At 62.1% G+C, this 15,986-nt stretch carries 16 protein-coding genes; 7 read left to right on the forward strand and 9 right to left on the reverse strand.

Features of this window, described 5'->3' with window-relative positions; translation table 11 throughout:
- Window positions 1–11 precede the first annotated feature (11 nt).
- Window positions 12–911, reverse strand: a complete 900-nt coding sequence (locus AWB77_RS08795; protein WP_061134011.1) for a LysR family transcriptional regulator — start codon at window positions 909–911, stop codon at window positions 12–14.
- 231 nt (window positions 912–1,142) lie between these two features.
- Window positions 1,143–1,454: a hypothetical protein gene (locus AWB77_RS35680; protein ID WP_157694780.1), complete on the reverse strand. Its 312-nt coding sequence runs from the start codon at window positions 1,452–1,454 to the stop codon at window positions 1,143–1,145.
- Between the two features lie 20 nt (window positions 1,455–1,474).
- On the opposite strand from AWB77_RS35680, the gene AWB77_RS08800 reads away from it, so the two are divergent.
- Entirely contained in the window at window positions 1,475–3,142 is a 1,668-nt protein-coding gene (locus AWB77_RS08800) for a Na/Pi cotransporter family protein (protein ID WP_061134012.1), read from the forward strand.
- Between the two features lie 6 nt (window positions 3,143–3,148).
- On the opposite strand, the gene AWB77_RS08805 is transcribed toward AWB77_RS08800, so the two are convergent.
- Complete coding sequence (locus tag AWB77_RS08805; RefSeq protein ID WP_061134013.1) at window positions 3,149–3,928, reverse strand: DeoR/GlpR family DNA-binding transcription regulator; 780 nt, start codon at window positions 3,926–3,928, stop codon at window positions 3,149–3,151.
- Window positions 3,929–4,111: 183 nt separating this feature from the next.
- Between AWB77_RS08805 and AWB77_RS08810 the strand changes: the two genes are divergently transcribed.
- The 4 genes from AWB77_RS08810 to AWB77_RS08825 are packed head-to-tail and all read left to right on the forward strand — an operon-like array spanning window position 4,112 to window position 8,075.
- On the forward strand, window positions 4,112–5,230 hold the full coding sequence (locus AWB77_RS08810) for an ABC transporter substrate-binding protein (RefSeq protein WP_061134014.1): 1,119 nt from the start codon (window positions 4,112–4,114) through the stop codon (window positions 5,228–5,230).
- 16 nt (window positions 5,231–5,246) lie between these two features.
- The gene (locus AWB77_RS08815) at window positions 5,247–6,185 is read left to right on the forward strand and encodes an ABC transporter permease (protein ID WP_061134015.1); all 939 of its coding nucleotides are present in this window, start codon (window positions 5,247–5,249) and stop codon (window positions 6,183–6,185) included.
- 8 nt (window positions 6,186–6,193) lie between these two features.
- The gene (locus tag AWB77_RS08820; protein ID WP_061134104.1) at window positions 6,194–6,985 is read left to right on the forward strand and encodes an ABC transporter permease; all 792 of its coding nucleotides are present in this window, start codon (window positions 6,194–6,196) and stop codon (window positions 6,983–6,985) included.
- Between the two features lie 19 nt (window positions 6,986–7,004).
- On the forward strand, window positions 7,005–8,075 hold the full coding sequence (locus AWB77_RS08825; RefSeq protein ID WP_061134016.1) for an ABC transporter ATP-binding protein: 1,071 nt from the start codon (window positions 7,005–7,007) through the stop codon (window positions 8,073–8,075).
- A gap of 170 nt (window positions 8,076–8,245) precedes the next feature.
- Here the strand turns inward: AWB77_RS08825 and AWB77_RS08830 are convergent, their stop codons facing one another.
- The 6 genes from AWB77_RS08830 to AWB77_RS08855 all read right to left on the reverse strand — a co-directional run bounded on the left by AWB77_RS08830 (window position 8,246) and on the right by AWB77_RS08855 (window position 13,550).
- A complete protein-coding gene (locus AWB77_RS08830) occupies window positions 8,246–9,223 on the reverse strand; it encodes an aldo/keto reductase (protein WP_074168863.1) in 978 nt (325 codons plus the stop codon).
- 94 nt (window positions 9,224–9,317) lie between these two features.
- Window positions 9,318–10,109 (reverse strand): IclR family transcriptional regulator, encoded by a 792-nt coding sequence (locus tag AWB77_RS08835; RefSeq protein ID WP_061134018.1) that lies wholly within the window; start codon window positions 10,107–10,109, stop codon window positions 9,318–9,320.
- Between the two features lie 36 nt (window positions 10,110–10,145).
- Window positions 10,146–10,955, reverse strand: coding sequence for a sugar phosphate isomerase/epimerase family protein (locus tag AWB77_RS08840; protein ID WP_061134019.1), 810 nt, complete (start codon window positions 10,953–10,955; stop codon window positions 10,146–10,148).
- Between the two features lie 45 nt (window positions 10,956–11,000).
- Window positions 11,001–11,867, reverse strand: coding sequence for an intradiol ring-cleavage dioxygenase (locus tag AWB77_RS08845; protein WP_061134020.1), 867 nt, complete (start codon window positions 11,865–11,867; stop codon window positions 11,001–11,003).
- A 10-nt stretch (window positions 11,868–11,877) separates the two neighbouring features.
- The gene (locus AWB77_RS08850; protein WP_061134021.1) at window positions 11,878–12,963 is read right to left on the reverse strand and encodes a maleylacetate reductase; all 1,086 of its coding nucleotides are present in this window, start codon (window positions 12,961–12,963) and stop codon (window positions 11,878–11,880) included.
- Window positions 12,963–13,550: a nuclear transport factor 2 family protein gene (locus tag AWB77_RS08855; protein ID WP_244158497.1), complete on the reverse strand. Its 588-nt coding sequence runs from the start codon at window positions 13,548–13,550 to the stop codon at window positions 12,963–12,965. Before AWB77_RS08855 ends, AWB77_RS08850 begins: the two co-directional genes overlap by 1 nt.
- 210 nt (window positions 13,551–13,760) lie before the next feature.
- On the opposite strand from AWB77_RS08855, the gene AWB77_RS08860 reads away from it, so the two are divergent.
- Both AWB77_RS08860 and AWB77_RS08865 read left to right on the forward strand, forming a co-directional pair.
- Window positions 13,761–14,516, forward strand: a complete 756-nt coding sequence (locus AWB77_RS08860) for an SDR family NAD(P)-dependent oxidoreductase (RefSeq protein ID WP_244158498.1) — start codon at window positions 13,761–13,763, stop codon at window positions 14,514–14,516.
- 65 nt (window positions 14,517–14,581) lie between these two features.
- Complete coding sequence (locus AWB77_RS08865) at window positions 14,582–15,982, forward strand: MFS transporter (protein ID WP_061134024.1); 1,401 nt, start codon at window positions 14,582–14,584, stop codon at window positions 15,980–15,982.
- Window positions 15,983–15,986 lie beyond the last annotated feature (4 nt).

Consider the following 15,986-nt stretch of genomic DNA (forward strand, 5'->3'; position numbering starts at 1 on the left):
TAAGGTAATCCTTATAGCGTGGCGTCTGAGAGCGGCGGCGGAAGACAGCCGAGAAAGGCACGCAGATGCGCCGAGTCATCGTCGGTGCGGAATGTGGCAGCGAGCGTCGACCAGCGCGCCGCGCCGGGTCCCGAAAGCTGACGGAACACGACATCGGCGCGTCCGTGCCGCGCCACCGATTCGCCGACGAACGTCACGCCAAGCCCCGCCGCGACGAGCGCGATCGCCGTCTGGATTTCGTAAGCCTGATGAGCGATGAAGGGCGTCACACCCGCATCGCGATAGAGAGACTGCACCGTGCGCTTGAACTGCGCGTTCTGATGCTTCGGATAGACGATGAGCGGCGTATCTCCGAGCTCGGCGATACTCACCTTCTTCCTGCGCGCAAGCGGATGATCGGGCGACAGCACGGCGACCACATGTTCACGCAACAGCGGGTACGCCGTGCAACCGGCGATTGACAACGGCTGCCGTCCGATGCCGACATGAATGCGCAGATCGCGCAGTGCGTCGGTCTGCTCTTCCGTCAGCATCTCAAACAGCTTGAGCTCGACTTCCGGATAAGAGTGATGAAACGCCTTCAACGCGGGCGGCAGAATGCTGTACATCGAGGATCGCGTGAAGCCGATCGACAGCCAGCCGCGCCGCCCCACGCCGATTTCCTGCGCGCCCACACTGGCCTGCTCCCACGAACCAAGAATCTGGCGAGCTTCGGTGCAGAGATATTGGCCCGCCTCGGTAAGCCGCAGCGGACGTCTCGCACGATCGACGAGCTGTGTGCCGAGCCGCTCTTCAAGGAGCCGAATCTGCTGACTCAGCGCGGGCTGCGCGATGTGCAGGCGTTCGGCCGCGCGGCTGAAGTTCAATTCTTCGGCAAGAATGACGAAGCACTGCAAGGACCTGAAATTCATCTCGACGTTCCTGAATGCGTTGACAAACGCTCCTTAACGTTTGAGTGTGCGGATGCCGGCGGTGTGTAGTCTCGCCGAATGCGCGACGACTGGACTAGGGCGCGCCACGGGTCCGCGACGCACTTGAGCGTGCCGTGTGCGCCGACCTCGATCGTAGAGCCAGTGCGCTCGGCACCGGTAATGCGCCCACGGTTCGAAGCCATCGGGAAGACTCAGAGACGGCGCGGCGGATCACCAAGAATAGCAGGGAAGGACGGCGTGCTGCGGGCTCTGTACGAGCACGAGCACGGGCATCGGCAGCATCGACGAGCCGGTTTCGATCACGCCGCTCGAAACATCTGCAATCGAACCTGCGCTCAATACGGTTAGGTATCCCGTAGAGGTCTCCATGCGCGACCGTTCTTCCGAGCGGATGCGCAAGCTGCGGCATGCACGCAACGCCGCGTTGCTTGGAGGGCTAACTTCACTCATTGACCGCGGGAATTGTGCAACACTACTGTCACAATTCAATTTTCGACAGCCTGGCGTCAGCGTGACGTCCATTCAAAGGAAATCGATTCGCCGTGCTGTTTCTTCTCAATCTGCTCTCCGGCGTCGCCCTCCTGGTCTGGGGCTCACATATCGTTCGCACCGGCATTCTCCGGGTCCTCGGCGCCGATCTCCGCGCCATTCTCGGGCGCAGCACCGGCAACAAGACGCGCGCGTTTCTGGCGGGCATCGGCGTGACGAGTCTCGTGCAGAGTAGCAACGCCACAGCTGTCATCATCACTTCGTTCGCCGCGCAGGGACTGGTGCCGCTCGCAGCCGGGCTGACGGTTCTGCTCGGCGCGGATGTCGGCACCGCGTTGATGGCGCGGGTGCTGACGCTCGATCTGTCGTGGCTTTCGCCGATCCTGATCCTGTTGGGCGTGCCGCTTTTCCTCACCCGCAAGCAGACGCGGGCGGGGCAGGTGGGCCGAACCGTCATCGGACTGGGTTTGATCTTGCTGGCGCTGCATCTGATCGTCGAAGCGGCTCAGCCGATGATGCAGGGTGCCGGCGTCAGAGTGATGTTCGGCGCGCTGACGGGCGACACGATACTCGACGCGCTCGTGGGCGCGGGTTTCGCGATGCTCTCGTATTCGAGCCTCGCCGCAGTCCTGTTGACGGCGACACTGGCGTCGTCAGGCGTCATCTCGCTGAAGGTTGCCTTGTGTCTGGTCGTCGGCGCGAATCTGGGCAGCGGACTCCTGGCCCTCTTGAATGCGCTGCCGCAGAACGCGGCGGCACGGCGTCTTTCCGCTGGCAGCTTCGCCTTCAAACTGGCCGGTGCGATCATCATTCTTCCTTTCGCATCGCTGCTCGCACGCGGATTGCCGGTTCTGATCGCCAATCCGCGCGAAGCCATAGTCGGTTTCCATGTGATTTACAACACCGTGCGCTGCTGCGCGTGCCTCTCGCTCGTCGAACGGGTCGCGGCAATCAGCCGGCGTTTGCTGCCCGATCGCACCGTGGCAACCGGCGAGCTGCGTCCGCTGTATCTCGATCCCGCTGGCCTCGTGACGCCCAGCCTGGCGCTCGCGAATGCTTCGCGTGAAGTGCTTCGCATCGGCGACATCGTGCGCGTCATGCTCGATCACGTCTCCGATCTGCTCAGACGCAATGATCTCGCCGTCGCGCGGCAGACGATGCGCATGGACGACGACGTCGACCAGCTCTATGCGGAAGTGAAAAGCTATCTGACGCTGATCTCCCGCGAGCAGCTCGACGAGGCAGAAAGCCGTCGCTGGACGGACATCATTTCGCTGACGATCAATCTGGAACATGCGGGAGACATTATCGAGCGAATCGTAAGCGACATTGAAGAGAAGAAAATCTCGCAGCGGCTCGCGTTCTCGGAACAGGGCCTCGGCGAACTCGACGATCTGCATGCGCGGCTCGTCAGCAATCTGCGGCTTGGACTGTCCGTGTTTCTCAACAACGATCTGCGATGCGCCGAGCAGTTGCTGGCCGAGAAGGAACGCTTTCGCGATCTGGAGCGTGCCTACTCGCACAAACATCTGGACCGGCTGGCGGGACAAAGCTCGCGCAGCGTGGAAACCAGCGCGCTGCACCTTGATCTCATCGGCAATATGAAGCGGTTGAATTCGCTCTTCTGTTCGACGGCGTATCCCGTGCTCGATGCGGCGGGCGCGCTACATGACACGCGTCTGCGCAAGCGCTCGCTCGATACGCTGCACGTCAAGGAATGACGCAGCTTACGCAAGCACCAGGTCGCCCACGGTCTTCTTTAGCGCCCGCAGATCCGCGGCCTCGCCGGACTTGCGATCGGTCACCAGAACGTCGATGTCGCGAGGCGCGCAGAACGTGATGCGGCTGCGCTGGCCGATCTTGCTGTGATCGGCGAGGATCGCGACGCGGTCCGCATTCTCGACCATCGCCCGCGCAATCTCGGCTTCCGCACGATCGAAGTTGCTCGCCCCGTGCCGCTGATCGATGCCGACAGGCGAGAGCATCGCCAGGTCAGCGCGGTATCGACGGATGTCGAGCACGGTCGTCGCGCCCGTGGTGGCCGCGGCCCGCTCGCTGAGCATGCCGCCGAGCAGGATGACTTCGTTCATCGCGCGCACGCGCTCATGAGGTCCGGATGTGCCGCGCAACCGCAGCGCGACGTCGACAGAATTCGTGACGATGGTGAGATTGGCGAGCTTCGCCAGCTCGTCCGCGAGAATGGCGGTCGTGGTTCCCGCATCGACGAATACGGTTTGCCCGGCGTGAACGATGCCGATTGCCGCCCGCGCAATGGCCGACTTCGCGCGCACGTTCGCGCGGGCGCGTTCGGCGATAGGCGCCTCGTCGCTCGACAGCACGGCGCCTCCATGCACGCGCCGCAACGCACCCGCCTGTTCCAGATCGAGCAAGTCGCGGCGCACCGTTTCGCGCGACACGGAAAGCTCCGCCATGATCCTCTCGTTCGAGACACGGCCGAGCATCGACAGAAGCGCGCGTATGCGCTGATGACGGTCTTTCTGCCACATAGGAAATGCTCGGATTGTGGAAGCAACAATGAGAATTGCGCTGGCACGCTGCTGTTCAGCTTACATCCGCCAAAAGCGGAAGTTGTACTTTTTTGGCAGCTTGCAAATTTGAGGATTTGAAACTAGCCTGCATCAGCAATTGGCGGTTCTCTTCAACGCACTACCTTCCTTTCGGAAACAGCGATGACGATGAAGCGTATCTGGGCGGGCCGTCTCTTTTCGATCTCCACGGCAGCGGGACTCGCGGCGGGCGGCATCGACGCCGCATCGGCCGCGCCATCCGAGGCGCTCGTGGCCGCGGCGAAGCAGGAAGGGCAGTTGACCACCATCGCGTTGCCGCACGACTGGTGCGGATACGGCGCGCTGATCGACGCGTTCCAGAAGAAGTACGGCATCCACGTCAACGAACTGAATCCGGATGCGGGCTCGGGCGACGAGATCGAAGCGATCAAGGCAAACAAGGGCAACAAGGGTCCGCAAGCGCCGGATGTCATCGACGTCGGCCTGTCGTTCGGTCCCTCCGCGAAGAAAGAAGGCTTGTTGCAGCCTTACAAGGTATCGACGTGGGATTCGATCCCGGCCGCGTCGAAGGATTCGGAAGGCTACTGGTACGGCGACTACTACGGCGTGCTCGCGTTCGAAGTCAACGCGGACATGATCGACAAGCCGCCGTCCGACTGGGGCGATCTGCTTAAATCCGACTATCGCAACGCGGTCTCGCTCGCGGGCGACCCGCGTTCGGCCAATCAGGCGATTCAGGCTGTCTATGCGGCGGGCCTTTCGCAGACGAAGGGCGACGCGTCGAAGGCCGACCAGGCGGGCCTCAAGTTTTTCGCCGATCTGAACAAGAGCGGCAACTTCGTGCCGGTGATCGGCAAGGCGGCGTCGCTTGCGCAAGGTACGACGCCGATCATCGTGCGCTGGGATTACAACGCGCTTGCCGATCGCGACACGCTCAAAGGCAATCCGAAAGTACAAGTGATCGTGCCGAAAACGGGCGTCGTCGCGGGCGTCTATGTGCAGGCGATCAGCGCGTACGCACCGCACCCGAACGCCGCGAAATTGTGGATGGAATTCCTTTACTCCGACGAAGGGCAACTCGGCTGGCTGGCCGGATATTGCCATCCGATGCGCTATAACGAGCTGGTCGCGCAGAAGAAGGTGCCGCAGGCGCTGCTCGCGAAGCTGCCGCCGGCATCGGCTTACAGCAACGCAGTGTTCCCGACGCTCGATCAGCAAAACGCCACGAAGGACGCCGTCACCAAAGACTGGAATCAGGTCGTCGGCGCGAACGTGAAGTAGCCGCGAGTTCGCCTGAATGAGCGCATCTCCGCAGCCAGGCGCTTCCGGCCCGGATCTGCTGACGCCGGCCGCGCCCGCGCCGCAGTCCGGTCCGACTCGCGCGAGCCGTAGCGCGGGCTGGCTCACCTATGCGGGCGTCGCGCCCTTCTTTGCGTTCGCGCTGCTCTTCCTGTTGTTGCCCACCGCTTTTCTGATGATCGGCGCGTTTCAGGATGCGCAGGGACGCTTCACGCTGGCGAATCTTCGCGAACTGTTTCAGCCCGCCGTGCTCGATGCGTACTGGATCAGCGTGAGGGTGAGCGTGGCATCCGCCGCCGGCGGAACGCTCTTCGGCGCGTTGCTTGCCTGGGCAGCGGTGCATGGCCGGCTGCCGGCGTGGGTTCGTCCGACGCTCATGACATTCTCGGGCGTCGCGTCCAACTTCGCGGGCGTGCCGCTCGCGTTCGCATTCATCTGCACGCTGGGACGCGTGGGCCTCGTGACGGTGCTGGCGCGCAAGTACCTCGGCTTCAATCTCTATTCCACCGGCTTCAGCATCCTCAGCTTCGTCGGACTGACCATTACCTACCTGTACTTCCAGATTCCGTTGATGGTTCTCATCATCACGCCCGCGCTCGACGGTCTCAAACGCGAGTGGCGCGAAGCGTGCGACTGTCTAGGCGGCACGGCCGCGCAGTACTGGCGATACGTCGGTTTGCCGGTCCTGTGGCCGAGCCTTCTCGGCGCGGCGCTGCTTCTCTTCGCCAACGCGTTCGGCGCAGTGGCCACGGCCTATGCGCTGACGGGCAGTTCGCTCAACATCGTGCCGATCCTGCTGTACGCGCAGATTCGCGGCGACGTGCTGCATAACCAGAACCTCGGTTATGCGCTCGCGCTCGGCATGATCGTGGTCACGGGCTTGTCGAACGGCGGCTACATCTGGTTGCGCGCGAGAGCCGAAAGGGGACGCGCATGAAGACGCGCATGAAGACGCAATCGCGCGCGGGCGCCTGGATCGCGATGATCGTCGGCACGCTGTATTTTCTGATTCCGCTCGCGGCCACCTTCGAGTTCAGCCTGCGGATGCGCCGCGACACTTACAGTTTCGACGCGTATCGGGTGGTTCTGGGCGATCCGCGTTTTCAGGCGTCGTTCGGCTACTCGGTGCTGATGGGCTTGCTCACCATCGTGATCGGCGTGCTGCTCGTCGTTCCAACCGCGTATTGGGTGCAACTGCGTCTGCCAAGGCTGCGGCCGGTCGTCGAGTTCATCACCTTGCTGCCGCTCGTGATACCGGCCATCGTGATCGTCTTCGGTTATCTGCGCATCTATAACAGCAGCTCCGTCCTGCCGCTCACCGCCAACGAGCGTGCGACCGATCTGCTGCTCGTCTTCGGCTACGTCACGTTGTCGTTGCCGTACATGTACCGTGCCGTCGATGCGGGCATGCGCGCCGTCGACGTCCGCTCGCTGACCGAAGCCGCCGAATGTCTCGGCGCCGGCTGGACGACGATCCTTTTCCGCGTGATCTTTCCCAACGTGCGCTCGGGGATTCTGTCCGGTGCGTTCCTGACGTTCGCCGTCGTGATCGGCGAATTCACGATCGCGAGCCTGCTGGACCGTCCGGCGTTCGGACCTTATCTGCAACTGATCGGCGCGAATCGCGCATACGAACCTTCGGCGCTGGCGATCATCGCGTTCGTCGTCACATGGGCATCGATGGGCCTGATCCAGGTGTTCGGATCGGCGCGCGCACTGGCCGGCCACAAAACCTGAACCGACGAGGCCGCGACCTATGCCATTTCTCGAAATCGACGACCTTCACAAAACGTTCGGGCCGAACGTCGCGCTGCATCGGTTCGATATGACGATCGAGCAGGGCGAAATCATCACGTTTCTCGGTCCGTCGGGTTGCGGCAAGACGACGGTGCTGCGCATGATTGCCGGATTCGAGACGCCCACGCGCGGCACGATCCGTCTGAATGGACGCAACGTCACGCACATGCGTACGCGCGATCGCGCCGTCGGCATGGTCTTTCAGGCGTATGCGCTCTTCCCGAACATGACGGTGGCGCAGAACATCGGCTTTGGGTTGAAGGTGGCGAAGCGTTCGCAGAAGGAGATCGACGCGCGCGTGTCCGAGATGCTCGAACTCATCAAGCTGCCGCAACTCGCCGCGCGCTATCCGTGGCAATTGTCGGGCGGTCAGCAACAGCGCGTGGCGCTGGCGCGCGCGCTCGCGAGCAAGCCGCAAGTGCTGTTGCTGGACGAACCGTTGTCCGCGCTCGACGCGAAAATCCGCGTGTCGTTGCGCGAGGACATTCGTGCGCTGCAGCGTGAGCTAGGCATTACATCGATTTTCGTCACGCACGATCAGGAAGAAGCGTTGTCGATTTCCGACCGTATCGTGGTGATGAACGACGGGCGCGTCGAACAGATCGGCTCGCCGCTCGACATCTACAATTTTCCGCGCACGCGCTTCGTCGCATCGTTCGTCGGGACGCTTAACATTCTGGCCGGGCGCGTGATCGATCCCGGAAGCGGGCGCATCGCGGTCGATGGCCAGGAACTCGTGACGTCGCGCCCGCTGCCGCCGGATGATGCCGGCAAGGAACGATTGCTGGCGCTGCGCCCCGAAGCGATCATGCTGGAGCCGCCGTCGAACGGGCGGAATTCGCTCGCCGCCACCGTCGAGCAGATCAGCTTTCTGGGCGCCGTGGTTCGCATTCGCGCGCGGGTCAGCAACGCGGTCGTCTCGCTCGATGTCTTCAACGACCCCAACAGGATTCTGCCGGAATGCGGACAGCCGGTTGCGCTCGGGTTTTCTCACGACAACCTTCTCGTGCTCGATGAGAATGCACGCTAGCCAACGCGCCGTCATTCAGGAGCACGAGTTCGAGCAGCAGCATCGTTCGGTGAAACGAACCGAAAGGCCGGCAGTCCAGTCGTCAACTCAACATTCTTCTGGCGAAGTCCTGCGTGAACTAGGCCGCACGTATGCTCGATGCGTTGGTGATTGCTTGGGCCAATACCCACTCAATCATGCTTTTCCCAATCCTTCGTCTCGACCAGAAATGCATCGATTTCCTGCCAGAACTGATCGGATGGGGTTTCAGCGAGACGCGCGAAAGACTCGTTGAATTCGTCTGCGGTTTTCGCGCCGAAAACGATGGTGTTTACCGCCGGATGCCGCAGCGGAAAATGCAGGGCAGCAGTAGCCAGCGACACGTCATGGCGCCGGCAAATGCGTTCTAGTCCCGCCGTTTGCAACAGGACTTCCTGTGTCGCGGGCCGCATGTTGTAGAAGGCGTCGGGACGCGAGCCGGTCGCGAGAATGCCCGAGTTGAATGGCGACGCTGCGATCCAGTCTATGCCTTTCTCGGCGCAATGCTCCAGCAAGGCGGTGCTGCGCGTCCGAAGCAACGAGTACTCTCCCGCGGGCATGACGAGATCGACGTCGGCCAGCTCGGCGAAGTCCAGACAGGCCTGCCAGTTCATACTGGCGACACCTATCGCGCCGACTACTTTCTCATCCTTGAGTCGCTGCAACGCCGGAAACGCACCTTCGACGGCCGTCTTGAGTTCCTTGCGATACGCCGTCCGCGCAAAGCCAGGATCGAGATCGTGGATAAAAACCGCATCGAGACGATCGACCTTGAGTCGCGAGAGACTGCGCTCTACCGATCGGAGCGTCGTGTCGTACGTGTAGTCCAGATAGAAGTCGCTGCCGCCGGGCAAAGAGCTCGCACCGGGCCGGCTCAAGTACCTGCCGAGCTTGGTCGATACATGCAACTCGTCTCGCGGATACGCTGCCAGCGCCGAGCCAAGCCGCTGCTCGCTCTCACCGCCAAGATAAGCCGCCGAGGTATCGAAATATCGAACGCCGTTCGCCCACGCGGCGTGAATCATGTCGAAGAACGCCTGCTCGCCCGCGGCGTTCGCGAGGCTCCCGGCTCCGACTCCTACCTGAGGAAACTTGACGGTTCCCTTCGGCTCTGCAGTTCGCGCGTGCATTACGTTCGGTATCCTATTACGAGAAGTTCAGAGAATCGCGATCAAGCTCGTGGCGGACGCAAAAAGGCCGGCCGCTGAACATGTATCAGTGGGCTTACCGGGTATGTTCGTTGGCGGCGATGTAATCTCGGCGCACGCGTTCCGCGGCGGCCTGGAGAACGGTGACGGCCCGTGCGCCGACACGTTCCGAATATCGCACCGACGGAATCGCGACGTTCAGCGATCCGAGCGGAAAGCCCGACGACGACAACACCGGCACGCCCACGCCGACGATGCCTGGCGTGTATTCGTCCATCGAATACGCGACTCCGGTCTGCCGGATCGTTTCGATCTGTGCGAGCAGCGCCTTCTTTACCGTGATTGTCTTGGGTGTGATGGCCTGCATTTTCACGGTCTTGATGTACTCGCTGCGCATCTGATCCGGAAGGAACGCGAGGATAACTTTCCCACCCGACACCGCATAAAGCGGCGCAAGGTCGCCGAGCCGCAGATGCGACACCAACCGCTGCGGGCTGGTCACCGTCGCGACGACCTCAACCTGATCGCCCTTGAGTTGATTGAGCGCGCACGACTCCAGCGTCTTCTGTGTAACTTCCGCCAGCGCCGGCTGCGCGCAACTGACGAGCGAGCGGCTATGCGTGGACTGTTGTGAAAGCCGGATCAGCGCTTCGCCGAGCCGATAACCCTTGGTGACGGGGACGAATTCGACAAAGCCACGAGCCGTGAGGTTCTTGAGCAGCTTGGTCAGCGAACTTTTCGGTATGTCCAGCGCTTCCGCAATTTCCGTGTGGGACATTTCGCGTCCCCATCTCGCGAGCAACTCGATCACGTCGAGCACGCGATCCGCCGACTTCACCACTCCATTTGATTCGTCTTCCAACAACATGTCCGGCTCCTGTTTACGTATGGAAACATACTAGCATCAGGATGCTGGGCCATCGAGGAACGTCCGCATGCGCGCATGGATGCGTCTCGCCTGTTCGTCGAACGGCAGGCCGCGTAGCGCGAGCGTCGGTGCTTCGACAGCGAGTGGAAGATCTGGCCGCAGTTTAGACAGCAGTTCGCGCAGCGGTAATTCACCGTCGCCGGGCAGCAGCCGGGCTGTTCTCGCTTCCTGTCGCCGTGCTTCGAGAGACTGCGGTGCGAGGCTCGGTGCATCGCAGATCTGAATGTATTCGATCAGCGCCGGGTCGATCACATCGATCTCCTCGCACGTCGCACCCGAACGAAAAAACTGCAGTGCGTCGATGAGTATGCGCGCGTTCGGCCGTCCGCTGGCTCGCACGAGGTCGAGCGCGTCGGTGGGCGTACCGACCGCGCAGTACGTGATCGCTTCGAGTCCGACAGAAAGGTCAAAGCCGTCCGCCGCTTCGCATAGACGGCTGAAGTTGTCCCGGAGGCGATCGCGTTCGGTGTCGTTGCCGACACAGAGCACGTGCCGCGCACCGAGCATGCGACCCGCTTCGAGAGCAGGCAGCAGTGACGCGACATCCGTCTGCGGACTCAGCCAGATGGCCTCGATATCCAGCAGCCTGACGCCCGTTGCGTCGAGTCGCGTGCGTAACGCGCGGATGAGCGCGGGATCGTTCGCGACGTCCACGATCGAATCGGCGGCGGTAGGCGCGACCAATCGCAAACCGCAATATTCAAATCCCGCAGCGGCGGCCGCATCGACGAGTTGCAGCGGATGCGCATCGAGGATAGTTAGATGATGCAACGACAGTTCATACATGGGAACGCGTCCATAACGCAAAGAAAGTCTCGCGGCGCAGAGCGATCAGTTCTGCAGCGGCAGCACGAAATCATAGGCAAGCAGGGCACTCGAAACGTCGACGCGATGTCCGGCCGGACTCAGGCCCGGTTCCAGCGGCACCAAGGGCTCGATCAGTGCGTCCTTCACGCCGAACACGACGTCCGAATCCAGGTAGATGTCGCCGCTCAGGAACACATGCGTAACGAGCGTCTGAAAGCCGGGCGCACTGACGCGGAAGTGCACGTGGGCCGGGCGGTAAGGGTGTCGTCCTTGCGCGGCGAGCATTCGGCCAACGGGGCCGTCACTCGGGATCGGATAGGCTGCGGGCACGATCGAGCGATACCAGAATGCGCCATCCGGATCGGTCAGGAAGCGCGCGCGCATGTGCCGGTCCGCCTTGCCCGCCGCCTTCTGCACGTCATAGAATCCTTGACTGTCCGCATGCCACGTCTCCACCAGCGCGCCTGCGATCGCTTTCCCATTCAGATCGCGTACGGTGCCTTCCACCAGCAGAGGTTCGCCCGGCGCGCCTTCTGCGATCGAGGCGCCGAGCGGCAGCGTAACCGCTTCTTCGATATAGAACGGGCCGAGCACCGTGGTTTGCGTCGCGTCGCCGGGATAGCGATGATTGATCGCGTCCACCAGCATCGATACACCGAGCGTGTCGGATAACAGAATGAATTCCTGCCGGGTGTCGGTGCACATCTGTCCCGTCTGCGTAAGAAAGCGAATCGCAGCGGCCCATTCGTCTTCGGTCGGCTCGATCTCTTTGACGAACGCATGCAGATGACGAACCAGCGCGTCGCTGATCTGGTGCACGCGCTTGCTCTTGCTTCCCGCAAGACGCTCGATGACCGCTGCGGTGATGTTGTCTTCGTTGAAGTTGCGCATTGCGTGTTCCTTACAGCGGATCGGGTTGTGGTGCTGTGCCGCGCCATGCTCTTTCGAGCATTGCCCTGATCGACTGATAGTCCGGCGTGCGCGGATTCGCATAGGTCTCCTGCAGCACCAGTTCGGCCGCGCGCCCGATGCCCTCGTGCGGCATGCGGATCTCGGCAAGAGACTGCGGAACATGCAGCCTGGCTGCGAGCGCTTGCAATCCGGTCCATGCGTCATCGGCGCCAAGCGCGCGTGCGATGCGGCGCATCGCATGAGGCGCCGCGCCAGCCTGATAAGCGACGACGTGCGCAAGCATGATCGCATGCGTGTCCGCGTGCGGCAGATCGAAGGTGCCGCCGAGCACATGACAGACTTTGTGATGCAGCGCCATGCCGACGGAGCCGAGGCATGTTCCGCACAACCACGCGCCGTATTGTGCGTGGCTGCGCGCATCATGACTCGCGGGATTGGCGAGAATCTCGGGCAACGCGGCGGCGAGGGCCGCGATACCCTGTTCCGCCATGATCGATGTGACTGGATTGGCGTCGACGGAGTAGAGCGCTTCCACCGCGTGAGCTATCGCGTTCAGACCGCTCGTTGCCGACAAGCGCGCCGGCAGCGTCAGGGTGAGTTCGACATCGTAGATCACGGCCTCCGGCAACACGTCGAGCGTACGACGCGTGCGTTTCTCCCCGTCCTGTGTTTCGCCGATGATCGGTGTCACCTCAGAGCCGGCGTACGTAGTGGGCAGCGCGATTTGCGGCAGGCCGGTGCGGAGTGCAAGCGCTTTCGCGAGGCCGATTGCCGAGCCGCCGCCCACGGCTATCAGGCAGTCGGCACGAACTTCCCGCGCGACCATGAGTGCACGCGATGTCACATCCCATGGCGTGTGCATCGCGGCCTCGGAAAAGATATGAGTCGACGATCCCGCGAACAACGACGCGATGGCGTCAGCCAAAACCTGCTGCTCCGGCGTACAGACGATCAACGGAAGCGTGCAACCCAGTTGCCGCGCGACTTCAGGCGTTTCTCGACGCCTGCCCGCGCCGAACAGCACGCGCGAAGGCAGCGCATGGTAATCGAAGCGTATCGGCGAGACGTCCTCCATCACAGCGCCCCGCTTTGCAGATACTGGCGGCCGCGCGCATAGAGCGCTTCGACTTCCGGGCCCGTCAGCGTCGGCATGTCGCGTTTGACCTTGTAGCCGATACGGGTCTGCATGTACGCGAGATGCCGATAACCAGCTGGAAACTCGGCCAGCAGCGCCGCATCGAGAACGGGACGGGCGTCCGGACTGACAGTATCCAGCCGGTCCTTTTCGTAGATGGGCTGGCGAAGCAGCAGCAGCCATCGGTCGTCGACCTTCTCCAGGAAGTCGTAGAAGCGGCCGGTGCACACGACGTCGCATAACGTGCCTTCGACTTCTCCACGCTGCGAAATGGTCATCTTCGTCTGTGCGACGGCACGCGAGCCGTTCACTTCGATCGACGCGCCGCCCAGAAAATGCAGGATGCTCACGCCGTTCGCCCAACCGGCCTTCGTCACTTCGATGAACTCACGACCGCTTCCCTGGAACCACGTCGCCATCATGCGGCCGTCCGGATGCCAGAGCGTCGCGAAACGCTCCCAGTCTCCGGCATCTCGCCATACCGCCCAGTTTTCGATCGTCTCGCGGATCATCAATCGATCAATCATCGCCTGTTCCATCTATCGGTTCTCCTTGTTCACACTCGGAAATTCGTTTCCATGTTGGTACGTACAGACGCACCTGGTCAAGCGGTTTTTGCAGTGAACCGGGACATTCCCTAATTCGTTCCCGTATGGGAATGACCGGCGAAGTGGCTGTTGACGAGCCAAAGTCTGGTTTCTATCGTGGAACCAGGTGACATGGAGGAACAAAAGGATATGGAAACGCAACCGCTAGAGAAACGAAGATTCGAAACACGCACGGCCATCGTGACGGGCGCCGCGCGCGGCATCGGCCGTGGTATCGCTGAGCGTCTCGCGGACGAAGGCTGCCGGATCGCCTGCTGGGACATCGATTGTTCATCGCTCGAAACAGGCGGCGAGTCGTTCGCGGACCTGGTGCTGGCCGTCGATCTTGCGGATGCCCGTTCCGTCGAGGCCGCGTTCGCTGCCACGCTCAGGTCGTTCGGACATGTCGACATCCTCGTGAACAACGCCGGGATCAATGGACCGGTCGTGCCGATCCAGGACTATCCGGTCGACGTATGGAACCGCGTTCTCGCCGTCGATCTGAACAGCGTTTTCCACACCTGCCGCCTCGCCGTGCCACACATGCGCGGGCGCGGCGCGGGACGGATCGTCAACGTGGCGTCGATCGTCGGCAAGGAAGGGCATCCGAACATTTGCGCTTATGCCGCAGCGAAGGCGGGCGTCATCGGCCTGACGAAATCGATCGCGCGCGAGCTGGCCGGAACGGGCGTCACGGTCAATGCCATCGCGCCTGCAATTACCGAAACGGATCTTTTCCGGGAGATGACGCAGGAGCACATCGAGAGCAGCAAAGCGCGCATTCCGATGGGGCGATTTCTGACCGTGCCTGAAATTGCCGCGATGGTGGCCTGGATCGCGAGCGACGAATGCAGCTTCACGACCGGCTTCACCTTCGACCTGTCAGGGGGCCGCGCGACGTACTGAGCGCGCGGCGCTACGCTACGCGAGCCATGTTCGCGACCATCGACTAGACACACGCAGGAGACGAAATGGCAGCAACGCATCAGCAGAGCGATAATCAGGCACGAACCGCCACCGCGAGCGCGTGGATCGGCTCCGCGCTGGAGTACTACGACTACTTCATTTACGCGCAGGCCGCTGCACTGGTCTTTCCGCAACTCTTCTTTCCGTCCGGAGACAGTCGCGTTGCGATCGCCGCGTCGCTCGCGACTTATGGCGTCGGTTATCTCGCACGCCCGGTCGGCGCATTTGTGCTCGGCCGTCGTGGCGATACGCATGGCCGCAAAAACCTGCTTCTGACCTGCATGTTCATGATGGGATTGTCGACGCTCGCTGTGGGTTTTCTGCCAACATTTGCGCAAGTGGGATTCGCAGCGCCGATCCTGCTCGTGATCTTGCGGCTCATCCAGGGCTTTGCGGTCGCCGGGGAAATCTCCGGTTCCAGTTCCCTCGTGCTGGAGCATTCGCCGCTCGGCCGCCGCGGCTACTTTGCGAGTTACGCGATGCAGGGCGTGACCGCCGGCCAGGTGTTCGCGGCGGCCATTTTCATGCCGCTCGCTTACTATCTGCCCGAAGAGCAGTTCCTGGCGTGGGGCTGGCGCGTACCGTTCCTGCTGAGTGTGCTCGTGCTCGTAGCCGGTTATGTGATTAGGCGCAAAGTGTCGGAGACGCCGGCTTTCGTCGATGAAGCGCAGCATCGGCAGATTCCGGCGTCGCCCGTCAAGGAAGCATTGCGCGATGGCTGGCGGGATATTGTCCGCATCGCTGCCATCGCATTGATTGCGATCATCCTTGCGGTGACTTCGATCTTCGGCGCGGCCTATGCGGTGCAGCCCGCTTACGGTATCGGTCTTTCGAAAAGCTTCTTTCTCTGGATCCCGCTGCTCGCCAATCTCACGGCGATGTTCTTCATTCCCCTTGCCGGCAGTCTGTCCGATCGATGGGGACGCCGGCCGCTCATCATATTCGGCGCGCTTGCTTCGGGTTTGCTGTCTTATGCGTATCTCTATGCGATCAGTCTGCACAATGCCATGCTGGCGATCGTCATCGCGATCGTGATGTGGGGCGTGGTGTATCAGTGCTTCAACGCGGTCTATCCGAGCTTCATGCCTGAACTGTTCCCGACGCGTATCCGGGTTACCGCAATGGCGATAGGCCAGAACATCGGCACGGCCGTCACCGCGATCCTGCCGGCGTTCATCGCGGCCGCCGTGCCGCCTGGTACACAGCACATTCCGTTGATCGTAGGGACGATCACGCTGACCGTCTGCGGCATCGGGGCCTTAGGCGCATGGACGGCGCGCGAGACCTATCGGCTGCCCGTCAACGCGCTCGGACAGCGAGATGCCGCGCCGATCAGTCAGGAGGAGTACGACAGCCTGCGTGCGGATAGTGGCAGGAAGAGAACCGCGTCCGATGTTCCCGTTTGAGAGC

Origin of the sequence: Caballeronia fortuita, from assembly GCF_001544835.2 — a bacterium.
Taxonomy (GTDB): Bacteria; Pseudomonadota; Gammaproteobacteria; order Burkholderiales; family Burkholderiaceae; genus Caballeronia; species Caballeronia fortuita.

Coding starts and splice junctions, on each gene's coding strand:
- AWB77_RS08805 (WP_061134013.1), bottom strand. CDS start 3,928: ATGTGGCAGAAAGACCGTCATCAGCGCATACGCGCGCTTCTGTCGATG.
- AWB77_RS08865 (WP_061134024.1), top strand. CDS start 14,582: ATGGCAGCAACGCATCAGCAGAGCGATAATCAGGCACGAACCGCCACC.
- AWB77_RS08810 (WP_061134014.1), top strand. CDS start 4,112: ATGACGATGAAGCGTATCTGGGCGGGCCGTCTCTTTTCGATCTCCACG.
- AWB77_RS08840 (WP_061134019.1), bottom strand. CDS start 10,955: ATGTATGAACTGTCGTTGCATCATCTAACTATCCTCGATGCGCATCCG.
- AWB77_RS35680 (WP_157694780.1), bottom strand. CDS start 1,454: ATGGACGTCACGCTGACGCCAGGCTGTCGAAAATTGAATTGTGACAGT.
- AWB77_RS08860 (WP_244158498.1), top strand. CDS start 13,761: ATGGAAACGCAACCGCTAGAGAAACGAAGATTCGAAACACGCACGGCC.
- AWB77_RS08825 (WP_061134016.1), top strand. CDS start 7,005: ATGCCATTTCTCGAAATCGACGACCTTCACAAAACGTTCGGGCCGAAC.
- AWB77_RS08835 (WP_061134018.1), bottom strand. CDS start 10,109: ATGTTGTTGGAAGACGAATCAAATGGAGTGGTGAAGTCGGCGGATCGC.
- AWB77_RS08795 (WP_061134011.1), bottom strand. CDS start 911: ATGAATTTCAGGTCCTTGCAGTGCTTCGTCATTCTTGCCGAAGAATTG.
- AWB77_RS08830 (WP_074168863.1), bottom strand. CDS start 9,223: ATGCACGCGCGAACTGCAGAGCCGAAGGGAACCGTCAAGTTTCCTCAG.
- AWB77_RS08815 (WP_061134015.1), top strand. CDS start 5,247: ATGAGCGCATCTCCGCAGCCAGGCGCTTCCGGCCCGGATCTGCTGACG.
- AWB77_RS08820 (WP_061134104.1), top strand. CDS start 6,194: ATGAAGACGCAATCGCGCGCGGGCGCCTGGATCGCGATGATCGTCGGC.
- AWB77_RS08845 (WP_061134020.1), bottom strand. CDS start 11,867: ATGCGCAACTTCAACGAAGACAACATCACCGCAGCGGTCATCGAGCGT.
- AWB77_RS08850 (WP_061134021.1), bottom strand. CDS start 12,963: ATGGAGGACGTCTCGCCGATACGCTTCGATTACCATGCGCTGCCTTCG.
- AWB77_RS08855 (WP_244158497.1), bottom strand. CDS start 13,550: ATGATTGATCGATTGATGATCCGCGAGACGATCGAAAACTGGGCGGTA.